The sequence below is a fragment of the Paraburkholderia caribensis genome, from assembly GCF_002902945.1.
Taxonomy (GTDB): Bacteria; Pseudomonadota; Gammaproteobacteria; order Burkholderiales; family Burkholderiaceae; genus Paraburkholderia; species Paraburkholderia caribensis.
Genome location: NZ_CP026104.1, coordinates 346077 through 368630, shown reverse-complemented (window position 1 = coordinate 368630; position 22554 = coordinate 346077). Strand labels below are relative to the sequence as shown.

Here is a 22554-nt window from a genome sequence, read left to right as displayed (position 1 = left end):
TCCTTATCAGATAACTTGATCATTTGAGGCTGGGACGGTCAAGACATACCATGTGGAGAGGCGCTCCTTCAGTATGGAGCGATGATATTCCGGCGTTCATCCGATGTCTGGGTAACGCAAAGTGCTGCCGGATCGGGCCGAAGCATGAGAGAAACGCCTGCGTGCGACGCGCGTCGCGAAAGCCGCACATCTGGCGCTCGCGCCTGCGGGTTGGCTGATGGCTATTCTCCGCGCGGTTGTTTACTCGTGCGGCTGCTTTGACGAAAACGTGCTTGACCTGCGCGAGTTCAGGGATGTCAGCCTTCGCTGCCGGATAACTGCGCAGTTGATCCGTCACGATCTTCCGCGGCACCGGGTTCGATCGCAGCACACGTCGAAAGAAGCGCTTGGCCGCGGCCTTGTCGCGCCGCTTCTGCACCAGCACGTCGAGTTCTGCGCCATGCTCGTCGACGGCACGCCACAACAGATACGGATCGCCGCGCAGCGTCACGAACATCTCGTCGATGTGCCACGTGTGGCCTGGCTTGCGCCGCACCGCCTTGGCGCATCTGGCGAATCCAGCACCGAATTTGTCACACCAACAACGGATCGTTTCGTACGTGACCACGACGCCTCGCTCGAGCAACAATTCTTCGATGTCGCGCAAGCTCAGGCTGAACCGGAAATACCAGCGAACCGCGTAGCTGATGACGACAGCAGGGAAGCGGTGGGCGTGATAAGGCGATTTCGTTTTGTTCATCGCTTCATTCTACCGCCGCGTGTCCACCAACCTGACACAGCCTGGCGCACAACTCGAAACGGCCCCACCCCCGGTGTTGCGCCGCGCGGGCAGCATGCAGCAGTCGATATCAAGCGTCGGCAGATATCGCAGAGACACGGTCAAACGGCGATTTAGAAGAGGTCGCTAGCGCAATTAATCGTCCGGCTAGCAGAAATAGTCGACCTCAACAGGAATTGTCATAGGCGTGTGTCCCACAGGTCACACAGCGTCTGGCGGAGCAGCGGAATCGCCTGTTCGAGCAAAGGTCCGCTTGGGCGTTGGGCTGACGTTGCAATCCATATCGTGGTTTGAAGCGGAGGGTCGACAATAGGACGCACATAGAAGTCCTGTTGCTGCCCTCCAGATTGAACTGCCTTCAGAGAAAGCACTGCATGGAGATGCTCATCACGTACCAGATTGAGGATCGCGGGGATGCTTTCGATCTCTAGCGCGATGTTCGGCTTCAACGAAGCCTGAGCCATTGCACCTTCGAGCAGCAGTCGAATCGAGTGGGGTCGGCTCGGCATGACAAGCTGGTGCTGCGCTACCTGCGTGAGGCTGACGGGCTCTCCTATCAGAACGTCTCCAGCAGATCGAGCAGCGGGGCCGGCGGAAACCAGATACAGCTGTTCGCTCAGGACCGGGGAAAGCTCCACAGTCGCCGAGGTTGCATTCGTGTAGACCACTGCACAATCGGCGCGTCCAATTGTCAGCCATTCCAGCGAATAGGCCGATAGGCCTTCCAGGATGCACAGAGTCGCTTTCGGAAAGCGTTCGCGAAATCTTCGCACGAGAGGGGCAGTCAACACCGAACTGACACTTGGAGGCAACGCGACCACGAGCCTGCCCGTTGCTTCGCCACGGCCGTCTTCCATATCAGATTGAACACGATCTACCTGGGCAAGGATGCTCCGGCTGTGTTCCAGCAGTCGCCGCCCGGGCTCCGTGAGGGTCACTCCGCGTCCATTGCGTTCAAGGAGCACTTGCCGGAACTCCAGTTCAAGCGCTCGCACCTGTCGGCTCAACACCGGCTGCGCGATGGACAGGAGATTTGCCGCCCGGGTGAAGCTCCCTAACTCGGCAACGTGGACGAAATATTCAAGCTGTCGCAGCTCCACGGCCGTCTCCTGAGATGCAATTTGAACATATCTAATATACACGAAATGACATTGTGTACTATCTGATAGTGTAAAACAATGTCTTATCAAAGACGATCCAACACACAGGAGACACATGCAACGCCCCATTCCGTGCCTGTTTATGCGCGGTGGAACCTCGCGTGGCCCGTTTTTCAGGGCGGAGGATTTACCCGCTGACGTGGCGACTCGTGACCGCGTGCTGTTAGACGTGATCGGGTCGCCGGATCTACGACAGATTGATGGACTGGGCGGCGCGCATCCGTTGACCAGCAAGGTGGCCATCGTCAGTCGCGGGTCTCGCCCCGGTATCGACCTCGAATTCCTCTTCGCGCAACTGCAGCCCAATGCGGACACGGTCGATACGACCCCAAATTGCGGAAACATGCTGGCTGCGGTTGTGCCCTTCGCGCTCGAAGTCGGGCTGATCGCACCTCAGGGAAGCCAGACGACCGCACGCGTTTTGACGGTGAACACCGGTATGGCCTGCGACATCACCATCGACACGCCCGAAGGGCGCCCTGAGTACGACGGGGCTGCACGTATCGATGGCGTACCGGGAACGGCAGCTCCAGTGCTTATCAATTTCCTCGATACGGCAGGGTCGGTTTGCGCTTCGATGCTGCCAACCGGCCGGGTGCGGGATCGCGTCGATCTGGGCAATGGAAGTTCACTTGACGTTACCTGCATCGATAACGGAATGCCGATGGTGCTCGTGCAAGCACAGGCACTGGGGCGAACCGGACGTGAAACTGTGGCTGATCTCAATGCCGACGTCGAACTGAAGGCGCAGCTTGAGGCACTTCGGTTGCGCTGCAGCGAGATGATGGGTCTTGGTGACACGAGCGCGAAGAACTACCCAAAGATGTGCCTCGTATCGCCACCTGTCGCAGGCGGCGCGCTAGCAACGCGCTGTTTTATTCCTCATGTCTGCCATGACGCCATCGGCGTCCTCGCGGCCGTCACAGTCGCTACGGCCTGTGTACTTGATGGCAGCGTCGCACACGACCTGGCAACTACACCACCGGGCGTAGTCAAGCAGGTATCGATCGAGCATCCGTCTGGAGAGTTCAGCGTCGAACTGGAAGTGGATAGCGAAAACCCGCAAGTCATCCGACGTGCCGCGTTACTGAGGACGGCACGACTGATCATGCGTGGAGAGGTGATGGTCAAGGACAAAGCATTTGAACCAGCGGGGACGCGATGATAATCGATTGCCACGGACACTACACAACCGCACCTAAAGCGTTGGAGTCGTGGAGAAGTCAGCAGATTGCAGGTTTGACGGATCCTGCACAGACTCCAGTCGCCAGTGAACTAAGAATCAGTGACGACGATTTGAGGGAGTCTATCGCTGGGAACCAACTGAAGAAGATGTTGGAGCGCGGCATTGATCTGACCATCTTCTCGCCGCGCGCAAGCTTCATGGCACATCACATCGGTAGCTTTGAGACCAGCTCTACTTGGGCTGCGATCTGCAATGAGTTGTGCTATCGCGTGTCGCAGCTTTTCCCGGATAACTTCATTGGGGCAGCCATGCTCCCGCAATCGCCCGGTGTCGACCCGGCGACGTGTATCCCTGAACTGGAACGGTGCGTAAAGGAATATGGATTCGTCGCAATTAATCTGAATCCGGATCCGTCCGGAGGGCATTGGACGTCTCCGCCGTTGTCGGACCGTCACTGGTACCCGCTATACGAAAAGATGGTCGAACATGGCATACCGGCAATGGTGCATGTTTCGACCAGCTGTAATGCCTGCTTTCATACCACAGGCGCACATTATCTGAATGCAGACACAACGGCATTCATGCAGTGCCTCACCTCGAATCTCTTCCGGGACTTCCCAACGCTGCGGTTTGTGATTCCACACGGCGGTGGCGCCGTGCCGTACCACTGGGGAAGGTTCCGTGGATTGGCACAAGAGCTGAAGTTGCCACCGCTTCAGGATCATCTGCTCAACAACATCTTTTTCGATACGTGTGTCTACCATCAACCCGGCATCGATCTGCTGACCGATGTGATTCCAGTGGAAAACATCCTGTTTGCAAGTGAAATGATCGGTGCCGTTCGCGGAGTCGATCCGGAAACGGGTTTTCACTTTGATGATACGCGCCGCTACATCGATGCCGCAGCAACGTTGTCACCCGATGACCGCGTCAAAATCTTCGAGACCAACACACGGCGGGTTTATCCCAGACTCGACGCCGCGTTGAAGAGAAAAGGGAAATGAATCCATGAGTGCAGAAAACGTAGCAGGTCAGATTGGCCTGGTCAGACGCAATATTGTTCGCGCAGATCAATCCGCCGTTCAGCGTCTTTCGGGCTATGGCGTGGCCACCGTGCATGAGGCCATGGGTCGAACGGGGCTGATGAAGAGTTATCTGCGTCCGATATACGGCGGCGCGCACCTCTGCGGAACGGCGGTTACTGTGCTGCTGCACCCCGGCGATAACTGGATGATGCATGTCGCGGCGGAGCAGATTCGTCCAGGTGACGTCGTGGTCGCGGCGGTGACGGCGGACTGTACCGATGGCTTTTTCGGCGATCTGCTTGCGACAAGCTTTAGGGCGCGTGGCGCCGTGGGTCTTGTCATCGATGGTGGTTGCCGTGATGTATTCGACCTGACGGCGATGAAGTTTCCGGTGTTCTCTCGGGCAGTCAGTGCCAAAGGCACCATCAAAGCGACGATCGGTTCTGTCAATGTCCCAATCGTTTGTGCGGGCGCTTTGGTTAGCCCGGGCGACGTTGTGATCGGCGATGACGATGGAGTGGTAGTAGTCCCGGCGAGCGCAGCTCATGAGACAGCCGAACGAGCCGCCTCACGGGTGGCGAATGAAGAAGAGAAGCGGAAGAAGCTGGCCGCAGGCGTATTGGGTCTGGACATGTACGACATGCGTGAGTCATTGGCAAAAGCGGGCCTGAAGTACATCGACGACTGATGCGCTCGTAGTCCATTCTTTATTTCGGCGATGTTCATACATCGACGCTTGGGCAAGACCTGTATGAGACCGTTCGCCGCTGCGATGGTCGTTCGGTCATTGCTGGACGTATCACGGAGAGTACATAAATGAAATTTCAGAAGAGTCTGGGTTGGCTGGACTGGTGCCCGGAACCTTCCCGACCGGTCTTCCGACTTCCGGATGGCGCAGTCGATGCACACTGCCATGTTTTTGGTCCCAGGGACATTTTTCCCTATGCGCCGGAACGCAAGTACACACCGTGTGACGCCAGCAAGGAACAACTGTTCGCACTGCGTGACCACCTTGGCTTGGCTCGCAACATCATTGTGCAGGCCACGTGTCACGGCACCGACAATCGCGCCCTTGTAGACGCCTGTCGTAGCTCTGGCGGTCGGGCTCGGGGCGTAGCGTCGGTTCGCCGAAATGTCACGGATGCTGAACTGCGGGAGCTACATACCGCCGGAATCAGGGGGGTGCGTTTCAATTTCGTCCGACGGCTTGTTGATTTCACACCTAAAGACGAGCTTCAGGAAATTGCGCATCGGGTGGCAGAACTGGGATGGCATATCGTCGTGTACTTCGAATCCGTTGATCTCCCTGAACTGTGGGACTTTTTCAGCGGACTGCCTACGACCGTTGTAGTCGACCACATGGGACGCCCGGATGTCACGAAGGGCGTCGACGGAGGGGAGTTTGAACTGTTTGTCCGGTTCATGCGCGAGCACGACAACGTCTGGTCCAAAGTGAGCTGCCCGGAGCGCCTGAGTGTCGTCGGACCGCGCGCTGTTAAAGGAGAATCCCTTCCCTATCGGGACGTGGTGCCGTTCGCGAGACGGATTGTTGAGACATTCCCAGATCGCGTGCTGTGGGGTACTGATTGGCCGCATCCCAACCTCAAGGATCACATGCCAGACGACGGTGTTCTCGTTGATTTCATCCCGGATATAGCGCCGACCCAAGAGCTTCAGCAGAAATTGCTCGTCGACAATCCCATGCGCTTATATTGGAGAGACTGATGCGATCGATTCGTGAGCGCGACTACGACGACATCCCCGGCACGTATGTGTTCGACGGCGAGCGCTGTCGACAGGGATTCGCGCTGAACATGTTTTGTAAGTCGCTGGACCAGGCTGCCAATCGTGAGGCCTTTCGCGAAAGCCCGGACACTTACCTCGTCAATTTCAATCTGAGCATTGAGCAACGCAGTGCGGTGGTTTCGCGCGATTGGCTGGAGATGCTTAGATTGGGCGGCAACATCTACTACACGTTCAAGTTGGCGATATTTGATGGTTTGACGATGCAGCATGTTGGTGCCGCAATGTCCGGTAGTCCAATGAACGTGGAGGAATTTCGCGCCATGATGTTGTCCGGCGGTCGGCCGATTTCGGGAAACCGGAGCGTAAAGGAGCAACTTAATGGCTAGGATAGTCGGTGGTGTTGGAACATCTCATGTGCCATCCATCGGCGCGGCGATTGACCACGGGAAGATTCAAGACCCTTACTGGAGTCCTCTTTTTGAAGGTGTGCAGCCGGCAAGGGAATGGATTGAAGAGGTGAAACCCGACGTCGCTATCGTGGTCTATAACGACCATGCATCACGGTTCGCCCTGGACATGACTCCGACGTTTGCGATCGGAACGGGGGAGCAGTTCGCGCCACATGACGAGGGATATGGCCCACGGCCCGTGCCGGTCTGCCAGGGCGACCCCGAGTTCGCGTGGCATCTTGCCGAATCGCTGGTGCTGAAGGAGGAATTCGATATCGCCATGGTCAGCGAAATGACCGTGGATCACGGGTTGACTGTTCCGCTCTCGCTGATGTTTGGTCAGCCACACAGTTGGCCATGCAAGATCATACCCTTGTGTGTCAACGTAATTCAGTATCCGCAGCCCACTGCGCTGAGATGCTACCGGCTTGGCCAGGCGTTACGGCGCGCAATCGACGCATATGATCCGGACATAAAGGTCGCCATCTTCGGCACGGGAGGAATGTCGCACCAGTTGCAAGGTGAACGTGCGGGTTTGATCAATGCAGAGTACGACAAGATGTGGCTCGACAGGATGGAGAGCGATCCGGGGTCACTCTCGCAAATCAGTCACACTGAACTCTTGCGGGAAGCGGGATCAGAGGGGCTAGAAATCATCATGTGGTTGATCATGCGAGGCGCGCTCGATTCGGAGGTCCGCCGCATACATCGCTTTTATCATGTACCAGCGTCCAACACGGCATACGGCCTGCTCGTGCTGGAGAACGCATGAGTAAGCCACTGCACATTGGGCTCGTCGGTGCTGGCGCGATTGGCGCTCAGCACCTTGATGCGCTTTCCATGCTCGCCGATGTCAAGGTTGTTTCGGTCGCCGGGAAGCAGACATCACAAGTGGAGGAGCTGGCGGCTCGATATGGCATTGAGCATGTATGTGCGGAACTCTCGGAGATGCTCTCGCTCCGGGAGGTAGATGCCATCATATTGTGTACCCCAACGCCACTGCACGCGGATCAGGCCGTACAGTGCCTTGAGTCTGGACGGCATGTCCTGGTAGAAATACCGCTAGCTGATTCTCTCGTCGGAGCCGAGGCAGTTTCTCGAAGTCAGCAGCGCACGGGTCTGGTTGCAATGTGCGCACATACGCGGCGGTTTAATTCCGGGCACAGGTGGATGCGCGAAAGGATCGATCGTGGTGCGTTCGTCCTGCGTCAGCTCGACGTCCAAACGCACTTTTTGCGGCGTACCAATGCGAATGCACTGGGCGAGCCGCGTGAGTGGACGGACCATCTTTTGTGGCACCACGCCGCGCATACAGTCGACCTGTTTGAGTACCAGACTGGCGAACGGGTCCAGACAGCTCACGCGATGCAGGGCCCAGTCCATCCTGAACTGGGCGTTGCGCTGGACATGTCGATACAACTGAGGACAAGGTCCGGAGCGCTATGCACGCTCTCCCTCAGCTTCAACAACCAGGGCCCATACGGATCGACGTTCCGATACATTGGGGACGGGGAAACGTTTGTCGCTCGCTACGACGAACTGGTCGACGGGTTTGGCGCCAGAATTGAACTCCCGCATTCCTTGTTGGGTGGTATCGCTGCACAAGACCAGGAGTTCATCGCTGCAATCAGGGAAAAGCGGGAACCCAACGCGAGTGTCGCAAGCGTTTTGCCTTGTTATCGGTTACTTGATGAGCTCGAGCGTCAATTGATCTAACCAGCAGGCAGGAGGACGAAAGTTTCCATCCTCCCGATGCTCGACTCTATTCATGAAACGCCGACGTACCTGCCTTACAGGTGCGTGACGCGGCCAGATTTTCCCGCCTTCCGTCCATTTGCAGGGACGTCCGACTGCTCATCAATCGCCTTTTCCACCTCAACCTGATACCTTTGGAGTTCCTTGAGAACGACCGCTCGCAACAGCGACGTGCTCTCCGAAATCAGCATATCGTTTCCAGCGCGGGCGGGCGTGGCTATCGAAAGGCCACACTCGAGGCGCGGACTGTCAATTCGATGCAAACGTAATTCGGGATCTCCGATGCACGGTTGTACGCCGCTTAGTGGAATCACAGAATAGCCATATCCGTGACGGATCAGATCCAGTATCGCCGTGAGATTCTCGATCTCATGGACCACGTAAGCGGTTAATCCCCGTTCAGCAAGGGCGGCCGCTAGCACACCATGTACGACGTTTGTCTTCCCAGCGATCACCAAAGGTAAATCAGGCACTTTCTCGAGTCCTATCGAGCGAGGCGGTACACGATCCTCACGTGCCGCCAGCGGGCCCGATACCAGGTAGAGACTCTCGGTGGCGAGGGGCCGCAATTCCACCGAATCGTTTGAAATTGGATTGTAGATAACGGCGCAATCGAGTTTCCCGGCACCAACCAGTTCTCCGAGGTTCGCCGACGTGCCATCTACCGTTCGTAGCGTTACCTCGGGTAACTGTTCACGAAAAGCCTGAATCAGTGGAACGACGACGGTTCTTGCGAGCGATGGTGCCAGTCCCAGGACAAATGTACCCTGAACGGGTCCGCTTGCACCCTTCACAGCCCGCTCGGCAATCGCGATCTGACGAAGCACCATCGGCACCTGGTCGAGCAGACGTCGTCCTGCGTCAGTCAATACAAGTCCGCGACCGTTGCGTCGGAAAAGCTCAGTCCCTAGCTCCGCTTCCAGTTGAGCCACCTGCCGGCTCAGGGCAGCTTGCGTCACGCCCAGCACGCTGGCGGCGCGAGTGAGATTGCCGATCTCCGCGATACGCGAGAAGTGCTGCAGCTGTTTGATTTCCATAATTCAGAACTCTTATCGAGTGCATATCAGATATGCATGAACAAATATTTCTCACGTGAAGATATTAGCATAGAGTAACTCTCAAAGGGGAGTCGCTAGTCGAGATTACATCGACGTCCGTCCCCGGATTGGGTACGGGCCGCACTCTTACCGGTGTACAGGGCGATTCGAAGCAAATTTAATCACAGGAGACTCCATGAACGCTTCCACGCAACCCGTGGTGTTCAAGCCGAACTCGCGCGGCGCCGACCGCTATCAATATCTGACCCAAACTGACGCAGGAACACCTGCAGGCGAGTTGATGCGGCGTTACTGGCAACCAGTCGCTCTTATCGACTCACTGCCACCCGGAGCCGCCCCCCAGCCGATTCGCATTCTGGGCGAAGACCTCATACTGTTCCGCGATGACAAAGACCGGGTTGGTCTCATTGACCGCAAATGTGCGCATCGATGTACGGACCTCGCGCTTGGCCGCGTTGAGGATGGTGGAATCCGTTGTCCGTATCACGGCTGGCTTTTTGATGTTGAGGGGCGTTGTTTGAGTCAGCCCGCCGAAGCGTCCGCGACCGCGAAAGACCGGATCCGGATGAAGTCGTACCCGCTTCATGAGGCGGCCGGTGCATTCTGGGCCTACATGGGACCTGGCGAGCCGCCTCTTTTCCCGAATTACCCCGCTCTCGCGGGTGGAGGGGAACATTGCTACACGACTCGCTGGTTCGGTGACTGCAACTGGTTGCAGGCGAGCGAGGGCAACATCGATCCCGTTCATACGTCCTATCTCCACCAGCTCGAACTGTCGAACGAAGACATGAAGGCACGTTGGGGTGTGTTCTCTAACCAGGCCCGTCCCGAACTGGCTGTCGAGGACACCCGATTTGGGGTGCGGTTGTATACCTTGCGCAAGATTGCCGGTACCGACCGTTCATCCATTCGAATCACCAATTTTGTCATGCCGAATGCGTGCGCGGTTGGCGGATTTGAGGGGTACCTGGGCGAGGGCGGCTTGACGATGCTTTGGGACGTGCCTATCGACGACCAGCATCACTGGCGGTGGGAATTCATCTTCCATCGCAGCGGGCAGCTGAACAAGGACGCTCTTGAAGCCCAGTACCAATCCGAAAAGGAAGAGGGCGATCGCATGCGTCGCAAATGGGACAACCTCTATTCCCAGGATCGGGAGTCGATGAAGGGGAAAGCGTACCTGGGGCTTGGCGAATGCTTTTCCGTTCACGACATTGCTATCACGCAATCGCAGGGCACGATTCACCACCAGGCGAACGAGCACCTGTCGTCGTCGGACATTGCCATCGTGCGCGCACGTCGGATGCTTGACGAGGCGGCACAGGTTATCGCCGAAGGTGGAGATCCACGTGGCGTGGTTCGTAGCGAAGCCGAGAACGACTTCCGTGACATGGTTGTAGTGACGGGAGAAATCACAAATGGTGACTCCAAGGAAGAGTATTGCGCCCGTTATACCGAGAGTCCCGACCTGTTCCGCCCGCAAGAGAGTTCATCTAGTTAGCACATACGTCGACAAACCGTGAAGTAGCGTCACATGGACACGTCTGGCAAGCCGGCCCTTCTATTAAACGGGAAAGACCTTGTTGAGGCTTCTTCCCATCAATGAGGGCGCTGGTTTGCCAGCCTGGTATCGACGCTCCGTTTGTGTGTTGTTTGATTCATCGAGATTTTTCTGGTCATGAACACTATCGCCGTTCGAGTCGCAGCCGCTGACGCCATTGCTCAAGATATTCGCTTATTGAGGTTGGAGCCCCAAGACGGGACCAGCTTGCCGAACTGGAACCCCGGTTCACACATCGATCTTTATCTGGGGCAAGGGATTACCAGGCAATATTCCTTGTGTGGCCCGCACGGCGATACATCTGGATATCAGGTTGCTGTCAAGCTGGAGCCCAAGTCACGTGGTGGGTCGAAATTTGTCCATGAATCGCTTGGTATTGGGAGTGAACTGCGCATTTCTGCTCCGCGAAATCATTTCGAGATGAGCGCAAATGCCGGGCACACTCTGCTCGTCGCCGGCGGCATTGGAATCACCCCGATCGTCAGCATGGCACGCGCTCTAGGAGCAAAGCAGCAGCAATTTGAACTCCTCTACTTCTCGCGCTCCCATCAACACGCCGCTTTCCGAGATGAGCTCGAATCGGGACCGCTCCAGGAGTCCTGTCGACTGCTCTTTGGACTGGAACACGACGCAGTCGAAGAAGTCCTGGAAGGCGCTCTTAACGACAGGTATGAAGGGAGTCATCTCTACCTGTGCGGACCGAAAGCCTTTATGGACACGGTCCGTGCTGTCGCGGCTCGCTGCGGCTGGCCGGAAGAAGCTGTTCATCTCGAGTACTTTGCCGGTGCAGAGCCTGCCGATCAAGGCGCGCAGACGTCGTTTGATGTGAAGCTTGCGCGCTCCGGGAAAGTTCTCACGATCCCGGCCGACAAGACGATCGTCGACGTACTGCGAGTCGAAGGTGTCGAGGTAGAGACTTCCTGTGAGCAAGGTGTTTGTGGGACATGTGTGACAAGAGTGCTTGACGGTGTACCAGAGCATCACGACTGTTTCCTGACAGCCCAGGAGCAAAAGCAGGGAGACTGTATGGCGGTTTGCATCTCCCGCTCCAAATCGAAGTTGCTTGTGCTGGATTTGTAGTCGGTCGCCATGCCATAGGTGGCATGGCGAAAGTGAAGAAAAATAATATTCGGAGACAAATATGTCGAAGCAGTTCGGCTCGCGGCGGTGCGCAGGCGCACTCGCAGCAGGCGTTGTCGCGGCACTCTATGCAGGAAACGCATCCGCAGTTGATGGTATATCGCTAAGCGGGACAGGAGTGAAAGCGGCGGGAATGGCAGGTACATCAATCGCATTTCCACAGGATAGCTCCGTTGCTGCAGACAATCCCGCCGGAATGGGGTTGATTGGATCGCGAACCGATTTCGGCATCCAGATTCTGGAGCCTTTGACCGACTTTGAATATGGCAGCCCGTCCAACACTCTGCATACGGGAAAGGTATACCCCGTTCCAGACGGTGGGGCCAACTGGCAGATAAGTCCCCGGCTAACCCTTGGGGTATCACTCTTCGGTACTGGCATTGGTACCAGTTATGGTCGGCCAGCGCTCCCCATCCCCGGTGCTGGCGTCGCACAGTCGAGCCTGCAAACCGTCATTGCCGCGCCGACAGTGACCTACAGGCTTACAGAGCACAACATCATCGGCGTCAGTCTCTCGTTAGCCTACCAACGGTTCTCTGCGAACGGGGTAATTGTTCCGACAGAGGATGGCACGCTACAACCGTTACCGTCGCACGGTATATCCGACGCATTCGGCTACGGGATGCGCGTCGGTTACATCTGGCAACCAACCTCCGCGTTTACGTTCGGCGCAAGTTATGCCAGCCGGATCCGCATGAGCAAACTCTCCGGCTACCAGGACGACCTCCTTGCCGCAGGAGGCGGGCGTATCGACATTGGTGCCCAGTACGGCGTCGGTATCGCCTATCAGCCCGTCCCGAGCCTCACCCTCGCAGCAGATTGGTTCCACGTTGAGTTTTCCAACACTGTCATTGGATCTGCGCAAGGGTTTGGCTGGCAGAACCAGGATTTCTTTCGTCTGGGAGCCTCATGGGACCTTGCTCAGCGATGGACTTTGCGGGCCGGGTTCTCGCGCGGCAACCATCCAATAGGCCCATCAGTCGTGGCTCAGAATCTTCTGTCAGCCATGCCCGTTTCGTCATCGGTCGCCGTCGGTGCGACGTACAGGATCGGCGACAAAGACGAGGTGAGCGGTGTATTTGAGTACGGATTCCCGGTTACGGTCAAAGGAGAAGGGGCAAGTCTCGGATTTAACGAGCAGACCAAAACGGAAGTCTTTGGCGTGAGCTATGGGCACAAATTCTAGGCCATAGATCTACACACGAAGATTGTCTCAGATACAAAAACGCCCATCACGCAGATTTCGATACAGGTAGGGCTATATTCCAGGAGAATCCATGACCACTTCGCCGTTTGATCCGCAAAGTGAGCTGAATGAGAACGTACGGTCGAGGTTCTACATCCGAGGGGATTGGGTTTTGCCGAATTCGACCGGGACAGTGTCGATTGTCTCGCCGACAACAGAGCAGCCTTTCCTTTCTGTTCCGCTCGCTAATCACCGGGACGTAGACGCGGCGGTACTGGCGGCGCGAAAGGCTTTTGACACGGGGCCGTGGCCCCGAATGTCTGCGGAGGAACGTTCGGTCTATCTACGCCGAATGTCGACTGCCATCGCGTCGCGTCTTCCATTGCTTTCACGGTTGTGGACCGCAGAAGTCGGCGCGCCGCTGTGGTTTGCGAACATGTTCACACCCACGGCGACGGCTATGCTCGACTACTATGCAGAGTTGTCGACAAGCTTCGCGTTCGAAGAACGCAGGTCCACACGAGGAGGGCACGCAAGGATAGTTCGTCAACCGGTCGGTGTCACCGGGCTGATTGCGCCGTGGAACGCGCAACTCCCGATTTTGGCATACAAGCTCGGAGCGGCGCTCGCCGCCGGATGTACTGTGGTCGTCAAGGCCCCTCCCGAAACTCCACTTGATGCATTGGTCGTGGCGGAGTGCGCACACGAAGCGGGTCTACCCCCTGGCGTCTTGAATGTAATCACCGCAGACGCTGATTGCGGCGCGTATCTGGTAGCTAAAAGCGAAGTCGACAAAATCAGCTTTACCGGGAGTACTGCGACCGGGAAGATCATTGCCAAGAGCTGCGCGGAACGAACTGCCCGCGTCACACTTGAGCTCGGAGGGAAGTCCGCAGCGATTGTTCTCGAAGATGCGGGCCTTGAGTCAACGTTGGCAGCGCTGGCTCCGTTCACAATGCCCTTTTCTGGGCAGATCTGCTTTGCACAAACTCGAATTCTGGTTCCACGCAGTCGCGAACGGGAATTCGTCGAGGCTTACAGCGCGGCGATCGCGGCGCTCAAAGTAGGTGACCCGTGGGAGGCAACCACACAGATCGGGCCGCTTGCCAACAGACGCCAGTTCGAGCGCGTTCTTCGCTACATCGATGTGGGACTTAGTGACGGGGCACAGATCACGACAGGAGGAACAGCCGGTGATCACCGGGACGTGGGCTTTTTCATTGAGCCAACCGTTTTTTCTGGCGTGACACCCGCGATGACCATCGCCCGGGAAGAGATATTTGGACCGGTGGTCGCCGTAATGGCGTACGACGATGTGAACCAGGCCATTGCAATTGCGAACGACACGGACTTCGGATTGAGCGGTAGTGTTTTCACGAATGATGTCGAGCGCGGTTACGACGTTGCGCGACGCATTAGAGCGGGAAACGTCTCGGTAAACGGTCTGGAAATGTCACCGAACGTTCCGTTCGGCGGGTTCAAGCAGTCGGGAATCGGCCGCGAGGGCGGTCCAGAAGGACTGAGCGCGTTCCTTGAGGATCAGGCAATCTACATGCCGTCTGAATTGCAGTCCGCGAAACAGGTATAGAGCAATGGACTACGACTACATAGTGGTTGGCGCCGGCAGCGCGGGTTGTGTGACGGCGAGCCGGCTCGTTCGCGAACACCAGGCAAGAGTGCTTCTGATAGAAACCGGTCCACCCGCGAAGAGCGCTTTGATTCGCATGCCTGCCGGAACATTCAAAATGCTCTTTGGCGGAAGTCCGTTCATAAAGCGCTATGTCTCATCGAGTCAGCCGTCATTAGACGGACGCACGGTCACGATTCCCCAAGGGAATGTCGTTGGCGGAGGCAGCTCGGTGAATGCTATGGCGTATACAAGGGGATCGCGCGCCGACTACGAGCGTTGGTTCACTGCGACAGGCGATTCGGGGTGGAGCTGGCATGGGTTGCTTCCATATTTCAAGAAGCAGGAAGGAAATCAGCGGTTCGACAATGTAGCCCACGGATCTGATGGACCGCTGAAAGTTTCAGACTCCCTCTACACCGTAGAAGTGGCCGACCGTTTTGTTCGTGCCATGCAGCGTCAAGGGGTACCGTTCTCACCGGACTTCAATGCCGGGAGTTTGCGTGGCGTCGGCTACATGCAAACGACAACTTATAACGGGCAACGATGCAGCGCCGCCGATGCATTTCTTAATCCTGTATTGGATAACCCAAAACTGTCTCTGATAACAGGAGCACAGGTCGAGCGAGTTCTGTTCGAGGGCGATCTCGCGGTAGGTGTTGAATATCGGATACGGGGGAAGCTGGTACAGGCGCGAGCATCAGGTGAAGTGATTCTGTGTGCGGGGGCTTTTGCGACCCCGAAACTTCTGATGTTATCCGGCATTGGGCCAGCGGAACATTTGAGGGAGCATGGACTGAATGTGCGAGTCGATTCACCTGGTGTTGGTGAGAACCTGCAAGACCACAACGTCGCGGTAGTTTCGATGAGCACGCACGGTCAATACGGATACTTTGGTGAAGATCGTGGGTTTCGGGCGCTACGCAATGCTCTCCAGTACGCCGCTTTCCGTAATGGGCCCATCGCGTCAAATGGCGCCGAGACGATGGCATTCGTCAATCTTGTCGAACCGGATGGAGAGCCGGACCTGCAACTATATTGCGTGGGGGTAATGTGGCCTGATCCGCAAGGTCCGAAGCCGACGTACGGCATGACCCTAATGGCTAACCTCGTACGACCGCGTTCTCGCGGCACAGTGCGCCTCAAGTCTTCCATGCCGTCGGATGACACAGTCGTTAGTCCCAACTGGCTACAGGACGTGTCGGATAGGGATCGGCTCATTGGAGCAATCCGGTATCTGCGTCGTCTGGCATCAACGGAGCCACTTGCGTCGATCATAAATGAAGAAGTAGGGCCGGGGCTGAGCGTTCAGTCAGACGATGAACTACTTGACTACCTGAAGCGAACCACTGACTCCAACTACCATCCCGTAGGGACATGCAGAATGGGGCGCGATGGTGATCCAATGTCGGTTTTAACTCCAGATCTGAAAGTCAAAGGAGTAACGGGGCTGCGAGTATTTGATGCTTCAATGATGCCGCATATCATCAGTTCAAATACCAATGCAACGGTAATGGCCGTTGCCGATCGAGGGGTCGATGTAATGATGGGACAGGCCCGCTCTTCACCGAATCTCGATAGCACTGCGGTTGCGGCGCGTGTGTGATGACAGGAGATCTTACCCTTGCAGTATTGCCCACTGCTAACCGTACATGCCCTCTGTTATCGGAGCTTCGCATGAATATGACGAGGCGACCAGTTTGGTCAACTGCAAAAAAGGAAAGACAGATTTTGTCTGGATCAAGCCGCGAATGACATGGGAGCGAGTAGTCGGATAGTTTTTAAAAATAAAAAATTAAATATTGATAAGCATTACTACATGGTTTGGAGACTTTCATGAAAGCGAGATGGAGTTTAGGTTTTTTATCGATCTCAGCTGTGTTGGCGGGAAACGCACATGCGCAGAGCAACGTTACCTTATACGGCATCGTCGACACGGGAATTCAGTACTACAACAACGCAACAGCTACGGGTGGATCCGTCGTTGGAATGCCGAGTTTGTCGGGCAAGTTGCCATCGCGTTTTGGTCTGAAGGGGGTGGAGGATCTGGGCGGTGGGTATAGAGCGTTCTTTGTGCTCGAAAACGGATTTGGAGTTAACAACGGCGCGTTAGGTTATGGCGGCAGAATCTTCGGGCGCGCAGCAAATGTAGGGATTGACAGCAAGTTTGGGAGTTTGACGCTGGGCCGGCAAATGAACATGACGTTGTACGCGCTGACCGACGCGGATGTCATAGGACCATCGAATCATTCACTAGCAGTTTTTGACACATACTTGCCAAATGCACGAAGCGACAACGCCATTGGATACATGGGAAAGTGGCGTGGCTTTACCCTCGGTGGCACATATAGTTTCGGTCGTGACGCCGCAGGCCCAGCAGGAGCTTCGGCAACCAATTGTGCGGGTCAAGTCCCCGGGGACTTCGTCGCCTGCCGGCAATACACCGCTATGCTCGCATATGCGTCGGACAATTTTGGGGTTACGGCATCCTATGACGTCATGCGTGGAGGTATGGGAGCATCCGCGCCACTCTCCAGCAGCGCAGATACCGACACGCGGACTATCGTTGACGGATACGCGAAATACGGAAACCTGAAGTTTGGAGTGGGATGGATCAGACGAAACACGTCCAGCACCACTCATAGCCAGTCAGATATTTTCTTCGCAGGGGGTACCTATCTGCTGACGCCCGCGTTAGCGGTCGATGCACAGGCAGTCCGATACATATTGCGCACCCGATCAGATGCGACGTTGCTGGTCGGCCGCGTAAGCTACTTCCTTTCAAAGCGAACCTCAGTCTATTCATCTGCTGGGTATATATTTAACAGTCCGTCTTCAGCCGTCCCGGTTTCGGCAGGAGGTTCGGTTGGTACTGGCAAGAGCCAGATGGGCGTCATGGTGGGCATGCAGCAGCGTTTTTAACCTCGCTTCGTTCCTCCTGCTTCTTTGGAGAGGTGCTACGCACGAAGTATGTCGAATCGACTTGCGGAGCGACACCGTTGGAACTGCGTGCACATCAAGGAAGGGAGAGTGATCTGCGCGCAGCACAGGTAGATATACGGTGCTCGCATTACTGGACCCTGTTCAGGGTTTATGTCGCGAGCCAGTAAGGAAGAAAGTTGAAGACACGGGTTCTCACGATCAGATTCAAATTAGTCGGCGCTTTCGGGGTGATCGGCGCGTTCCTGCTCGTCTCAGGAGTATGGAATCTGATCACACTTCTTCAATGGGATGTAGCCAGGTTACCAGTGTACCGGACGGTATCGATGGGCATGGCTCTTCTATCAACGATGGGCTGCATCGTTTCGATCTACTGCGGTGCGCATCTCAATGCAGTCGTAATGTGGAGGACTGAATCGGATGGGCAAGAAGCTTGAGGATATCGCAGAGACACTTGACTTATCTAAGCGGTCATCGCGTTCGCGCATGGATGAATTTGGGCGTGCGGCAATTGCGTTCGATGCGTTAATAACGCGGGTCCAAGAGACGGTCTACGCCGTTCGCGTGTCTGCTGACACGGTTTCAAAGCCTACGCGAGAATTCGTATCTGGAAATGTTGATATTTCAGCGCGTACCGAAGCGCAGGCTGCGTCGCTGCAGGAGACGGCGTCGAGCATGACGCAATTGACAGAAACCGTGAAACAGAGCGCGAACAATGCGCGATGGGGGAAGGAGGAGGTATTCGAGGCAACGAGAACTGCTGAGAGAGGGGGTGGCGTCGTTCATGACATGGTTGCGACAATGGGAAAGATACACGCGAGTTCGAGCAAGATCTCCGAGATGATTGGAGTCATTGAAGGGATAGCATTCCGAACCAATACTCTGGCTCTGAACGCCGCCGGCCCGCGCCCATCAACGATCCGGACCGGATTATCGCGAATCCATACAACTGTATCGACGGCGGTGGGTTCTACATTACGTTCAAGCGACCGAATGTGAAACCGGAGATCGACGCGGGCAGCGGAAAGTTGCCCGTCACCCCCGAGCAAAATGCTGCGGCCAAACAGATATCCTCTGCAGTGACGTATGCAATCAATGGTGGGCATATCGACGAACTCCGACGCTATGAGGAAACAATGTACGCATTGGAGGTGCTCAATTGAGAAAAGGGATTCTGGTTACATTGATGCTCACGCTTGGGACGGCAGCGCATGCCGACGATTTCGCTTCCGTGCAGTACGACGCCTCGAATAACTCGATCGCGCTCAAACGAAGTGACGGCGCGAGCAGGCAGTGCGTGCTCGCGCGCAAGCTCAAGGACGTCGATCCGAAGTTCAACTGGAACCAGCAGGTGGTTCTGCTGAACAATACCGACTACGTCGCTGTTGCCGATGTGCAGCAATGCACAGACGGAAAGGCGTCGCCATCAAGCATTCCCCCACACGTAGGCTTTGTGGTGGACGTCAATCTCCGGAAGAAGCTCTATCTTTCGCTCGACGTGGTGACAGCAGGCACAATCAGCTACGCAGCGACCGTTTCCAAACTCGGCAGCAACCGGCCGATCGGGAATTTTCCGGGCGAGTACACCCGGGGTAAGAGCATGAGCAAACTGCAGGAAGAAGGGTTCGGTTATTCGGAGTCGGCTCCCGGCCGGATCTCTGAGGACGGCCGATACGTCAGCGCGGACGGCTCGATGGACTGCGCGATCTACTCGCACCCGGGAGTTTGGGATCTGCAGACAGGAAAGCGGGTGGTCAGAAGCGACGGCTGCGAGAATCTCTTTAGCAGCGGCAATTGAAAACCTGGTGAGGCGGCTTGTTTAATTGTGCTTCAGGGCTTGGGGCTGGCGAAGTGAAGCGCAACCCGCACGAGTGAATCAGGCACAAGATGCTGACGCGACTTTGGGGACGGCCGCTGTACCTTTAAAAGCGGCCGTCCTGACGTTTCGAGCGAGCATGGCCGGAGAGGGGCGGCTACGGAAGTCGGGGGGCGGCCCGGCGCCGCTCGATCATCGGCGAGCTTCGAACTGCCGGGATCGGCCCGGATTGTGTCAAAACGCATTTTGGATGCGTTAAAATTTGCCATCCGAAAGCGAGGATGAGCAACATGAAACGGTTGGTTCAAGGCGACAATCGTACACAAAGCTCTCTCCTTCCTGAAGCGCTCGATGACTACGTGACGGACACCAATCCCGTGCGCGTAGTTGATGTCTTTGTCGATGAGCTTGATCTTCGTAAGCTTGGGTTTGAAGGCGTCGAACCAGCGTTGACTGGTCGGCCGTCGTATCACCCCGAGGTGATGCTCAAGATCTATATCTACGGGTACCTGAATCGTATTCAGTCGAGCCGCCGCCTTGAACGCGAGGCTCAGCGCAACGTCGAACTCATGTGGCTTACGGGCCGCCTGGCACCAGACTTCAAGACCATTGCGCGGTTCCGTAAAGACAACGGCAAAGCGATCCGTAGCGTCTGCCGTCAGTTCGTCGTGCTGTGCCAGCGTCTGGACCTCTTCGCCGAAGCGATCGTTGCGATTGACGGCAGCAAGTTCAAGGCGGTGAACCACCGCGACCGTAACTTCACGAGCGCGAAGCTTGAACGACGCATGCGCGACATCGAGTCAAGTATCGCTCGCTATCTCGAGGCAATGGACACAGCGGATCGTCAGGAGCCGGCAGTCGCGAAGGTCAGGACAGAGCGACTGCAAGACAAGATTGCGGCCTTGAAGGAGCAGATGCGAAGCCTCAAGGAGATCGAGGTGCGACTGAACGCGACACCTGACAAGCAGGTTTCGCTTACCGACCCGGACGCGCGTTCAATGAAGACGCGTGGGACCGGAGTTGTTGGCTACAACGTCCAGACGGCAGTGGATACGAAGCACCATTTGATCGTCGCGCACGAGGTAACTAACAACGGCATTGATCGTGATCAACTGACGTCGATGGCGAAGCTTGCCCGAACGGAAATGGGTGTAGGCAAACTCACTGCGATCGCGGATCGAGGCTACTACAAGAGCGAAGAGATACTTGCATGCCACGAAGCTGGCATCACCGTATTCGTGGCAAAGACGGTGACATCAACCGCCACGGCGCATGGCCGTTTCAGCAGGGATGATTTTATTTACAACCCGGAAACGAACGAATATCGGTGTCCGGCCGGTGAGCGGCTCATCTGGCGATGCTGGACCATAGAGCGTGCTCTGAAGCTCGGCAAGTATTGGAGTTCGAATTGCCAGCAGTGCTCGTTAAAAGAGAAATGTACGCCGGGCACTGAGCGGCGTATGACCCGCTGGGAGCACGAGACCCTTGTTGAGGAAATGCAGGCGCGACTTGATCATGCTCCTGAGATAATGCGTACCCGGCGAGAGACAGTCGAGCATCCCTTCGGCACGATTAAGGCATGGATGGGGGCCACTCATTTCCTCACGCGGACCATCGAACGAGTGAGCACTGAAATGAGCTTGCACGTGCTGGCGTACAACATGAAGCGAGTGATCCGGTTACTCGGTTCAGAAACGCTTATGACAGCAATGCGGGCGTGATGCCCGCATGGGGTTGTTGAACCTTTGCAATCTGTTCGCCGGGTTTCGTTCGGCTTGTCGCAATCGAAAAGCTGCAACGTCCGATGAGACCGGTTTCGTTATTTCTTGTGGCCGCCCGTTTCGACACAGTCTGGGCCAATTCCGGTCCCTGGCGGATCCTGGAAATGTGTCCGTTGAGAGTTCGGGACCAGCCGGTGAGGATGAGGGTGCAATGTTGAAGACGCACCTCGCCGACGGGTGACTCAGAATGAATCGGCGCAATAGAATGCGAGAATCCCCAATTGTCCGCCCGATCCGCTAAATTATTCTCAAGATGAAACGACTCCCGCCGCTCAATTGGTTACGTGCTTTCGAATCATCGGCCCGGCACCTCAGTTTCACACATGCCGCGACCGAGCTGAGCCTTACCCAGGCGGCCGTTAGCCAGCAGGTGAAGGGACTCGAATCTCAGCTTGGAACAGCGTTGTTCAAGCGCCTGCCGCGCGGCATCGAGTTGACCGAGGCCGGGCTTGCGTATCTGCCAGTTGTCCATGAAGCGATCGAGCGACTTGCTGCTGCCACGGACGAGATCTTCGGGCAAGGACACCTGAAAATGCTGACCGTGCGCGTGAGTCTTGTGTTTTTCACGCACTGGCTCTCATGGCGGCTGCCCGATTTCCGGAAGCGGTATCCAGACGTTAATCTGCGCATCACCAGCAATATCTGGGGAGGCGACAGCAGCGTAACCGATGTCGAAGCCGATCTGGAGATCCGCTACGGCCACGGGAAATGGACTGGCCTGCGTGCGGAGCGACTGACGTGGGATACGCTGCTGCCCGTCTGCGCGCCCGGCTTGCCTTCTCCAAAAGCGCCTCTGTCTACGCCCAAGGATCTCGCGCATCACGAACTGCTCCACGTGCTCGGCTACGAAGAGGGCTGGGGATACTGGCTAAAAAAGGCTGGTGCTTCGAAGGTCGATTCGTCGAAGGGTATGCAATTCGACACGCTTATCTCCGCACTCAAGGCGGCTGAACTTGGCCAGGGTGTCGCACTCGCGCGTTCGTCGCTCGTCGAGCACATGCTGATCTCCGGACAACTTATCGCCCCACTGAAGCGTCGGCTTCCAACCAGTGAGGCGTTCTATCTCGTCTACTCCCCGCACAGCATCGTTAACCCCAATGCGGCTGCGTTCGTCGCATGGTTGAGTGCACAGGCCGCAGAAGCGCACGCAAGGTACTGACCTTCGGTCCGCCTGGCACACCCGCACCAGTTCATCGGTGCACGGCGTCCTGCCGTCCGACTCGTCTGCTTGAGCCATAAAAAAAACCGACCCACCATCGCTTTTTTTATTGCTTTACGCGCCATGGATTCCGGCCGAAAGTTGCGTCCATCCACTCGGATCTTCACCAAACAGGCGTCTCGGTGCT

The 22554-nt window shown here is 56.4% G+C and carries 20 protein-coding genes and 1 pseudogene; 18 read left to right on the top strand and 3 right to left on the bottom strand.

Annotated features, from left to right (window positions below):
- Window positions 1-6: 6 nt before the first annotated feature.
- A pseudogene (locus tag C2L66_RS40195) lies at window positions 7-739 on the bottom strand (IS6 family transposase).
- A 218-nt stretch (window positions 740-957) separates the two neighbouring features.
- On the bottom strand, window positions 958-1878 hold the full coding sequence (locus C2L66_RS40190; protein ID WP_060611358.1) for a LysR family transcriptional regulator: 921 nt from the start codon (window positions 1876-1878) through the stop codon (window positions 958-960).
- Window positions 1879-1993: 115 nt separating this feature from the next.
- Here C2L66_RS40190 and C2L66_RS40185 point away from each other — a divergent pair, with 115 nt between their 5' ends.
- The 7 genes from C2L66_RS40185 (at window position 1994) to C2L66_RS40155 (ending at window position 8060) form a co-directional block, all read left to right on the top strand.
- Window positions 1994-3103 carry a 4-oxalomesaconate tautomerase gene (locus C2L66_RS40185; RefSeq protein ID WP_060611228.1) on the top strand — a complete coding sequence of 370 codons (1110 nt, stop codon included), beginning with the start codon at window positions 1994-1996 and terminating at the stop codon, window positions 3101-3103.
- Window positions 3100-4128, top strand: coding sequence for an amidohydrolase family protein (locus C2L66_RS40180; RefSeq protein ID WP_060611227.1), 1029 nt, complete (start codon window positions 3100-3102; stop codon window positions 4126-4128). Before C2L66_RS40185 ends, C2L66_RS40180 begins: the two co-directional genes overlap by 4 nt.
- 4 nt (window positions 4129-4132) lie before the next feature.
- Complete coding sequence (locus C2L66_RS40175) at window positions 4133-4837, top strand: 4-carboxy-4-hydroxy-2-oxoadipate aldolase/oxaloacetate decarboxylase (RefSeq protein ID WP_060611224.1); 705 nt, start codon at window positions 4133-4135, stop codon at window positions 4835-4837.
- Window positions 4838-4965: 128 nt separating this feature from the next.
- On the top strand, window positions 4966-5874 hold the full coding sequence (locus C2L66_RS40170) for an amidohydrolase family protein (RefSeq protein WP_060611222.1): 909 nt from the start codon (window positions 4966-4968) through the stop codon (window positions 5872-5874).
- Window positions 5874-6281, top strand: coding sequence for a protocatechuate 4,5-dioxygenase subunit alpha (gene ligA, locus C2L66_RS40165; protein WP_060611220.1), 408 nt, complete (start codon window positions 5874-5876; stop codon window positions 6279-6281). The genes C2L66_RS40170 and ligA overlap by 1 nt, the downstream gene beginning before the upstream one ends.
- The gene (locus C2L66_RS40160; RefSeq protein ID WP_060611218.1) at window positions 6274-7116 is read left to right on the top strand and encodes a class III extradiol dioxygenase subunit beta; all 843 of its coding nucleotides are present in this window, start codon (window positions 6274-6276) and stop codon (window positions 7114-7116) included. The genes ligA and C2L66_RS40160 overlap by 8 nt, the downstream gene beginning before the upstream one ends.
- A complete protein-coding gene (locus tag C2L66_RS40155; protein ID WP_060611216.1) occupies window positions 7113-8060 on the top strand; it encodes a Gfo/Idh/MocA family oxidoreductase in 948 nt (315 codons plus the stop codon). The genes C2L66_RS40160 and C2L66_RS40155 overlap by 4 nt, the downstream gene beginning before the upstream one ends.
- A 74-nt stretch (window positions 8061-8134) precedes the next feature.
- Here C2L66_RS40155 and C2L66_RS40150 read toward each other — a convergent pair whose 3' ends face one another.
- A complete protein-coding gene (locus C2L66_RS40150) occupies window positions 8135-9136 on the bottom strand; it encodes a LysR family transcriptional regulator (RefSeq protein ID WP_060611214.1) in 1002 nt (333 codons plus the stop codon).
- Between the two features lie 196 nt (window positions 9137-9332).
- Between C2L66_RS40150 and C2L66_RS40145 the strand changes: the two genes are divergently transcribed.
- From C2L66_RS40145 to gcvA, 11 genes are all read left to right on the top strand, one after another.
- Window positions 9333-10658 (top strand): Rieske 2Fe-2S domain-containing protein, encoded by a 1326-nt coding sequence (locus C2L66_RS40145; protein WP_060611212.1) that lies wholly within the window; start codon window positions 9333-9335, stop codon window positions 10656-10658.
- Window positions 10659-10835: 177 nt separating this feature from the next.
- Window positions 10836-11798, top strand: a complete 963-nt coding sequence (locus tag C2L66_RS40140; RefSeq protein WP_082670609.1) for a PDR/VanB family oxidoreductase — start codon at window positions 10836-10838, stop codon at window positions 11796-11798.
- A gap of 61 nt (window positions 11799-11859) precedes the next feature.
- On the top strand, window positions 11860-13044 hold the full coding sequence (locus C2L66_RS40135; RefSeq protein ID WP_060611208.1) for an OmpP1/FadL family transporter: 1185 nt from the start codon (window positions 11860-11862) through the stop codon (window positions 13042-13044).
- Window positions 13045-13135: 91 nt separating this feature from the next.
- Window positions 13136-14632: an aldehyde dehydrogenase gene (locus tag C2L66_RS40130; RefSeq protein ID WP_060611206.1), complete on the top strand. Its 1497-nt coding sequence runs from the start codon at window positions 13136-13138 to the stop codon at window positions 14630-14632.
- Window positions 14633-14636: 4 nt separating this feature from the next.
- Complete coding sequence (locus C2L66_RS40125; RefSeq protein WP_082670608.1) at window positions 14637-16277, top strand: GMC family oxidoreductase; 1641 nt, start codon at window positions 14637-14639, stop codon at window positions 16275-16277.
- 230 nt (window positions 16278-16507) lie between these two features.
- A complete protein-coding gene (locus tag C2L66_RS40120; RefSeq protein ID WP_082670607.1) occupies window positions 16508-17593 on the top strand; it encodes a porin in 1086 nt (361 codons plus the stop codon).
- Window positions 17594-18031: 438 nt separating this feature from the next.
- Window positions 18032-18610, top strand: coding sequence for a methyl-accepting chemotaxis protein (locus tag C2L66_RS40115; protein ID WP_060611205.1), 579 nt, complete (start codon window positions 18032-18034; stop codon window positions 18608-18610).
- On the top strand, window positions 18607-18774 hold the full coding sequence (locus C2L66_RS41130; protein WP_158512214.1) for a hypothetical protein: 168 nt from the start codon (window positions 18607-18609) through the stop codon (window positions 18772-18774). Before C2L66_RS40115 ends, C2L66_RS41130 begins: the two co-directional genes overlap by 4 nt.
- Window positions 18771-19409: a hypothetical protein gene (locus C2L66_RS40110; RefSeq protein WP_148654682.1), complete on the top strand. Its 639-nt coding sequence runs from the start codon at window positions 18771-18773 to the stop codon at window positions 19407-19409. The genes C2L66_RS41130 and C2L66_RS40110 overlap by 4 nt, the downstream gene beginning before the upstream one ends.
- Before the next feature lie 308 nt (window positions 19410-19717).
- The gene (locus C2L66_RS40105; protein ID WP_060611357.1) at window positions 19718-21148 is read left to right on the top strand and encodes an IS1182 family transposase; all 1431 of its coding nucleotides are present in this window, start codon (window positions 19718-19720) and stop codon (window positions 21146-21148) included.
- A gap of 313 nt (window positions 21149-21461) precedes the next feature.
- Window positions 21462-22367 (top strand): transcriptional regulator GcvA, encoded by a 906-nt coding sequence (gene gcvA, locus C2L66_RS40100; protein WP_054923288.1) that lies wholly within the window; start codon window positions 21462-21464, stop codon window positions 22365-22367.
- Window positions 22368-22554 lie beyond the last annotated feature (187 nt).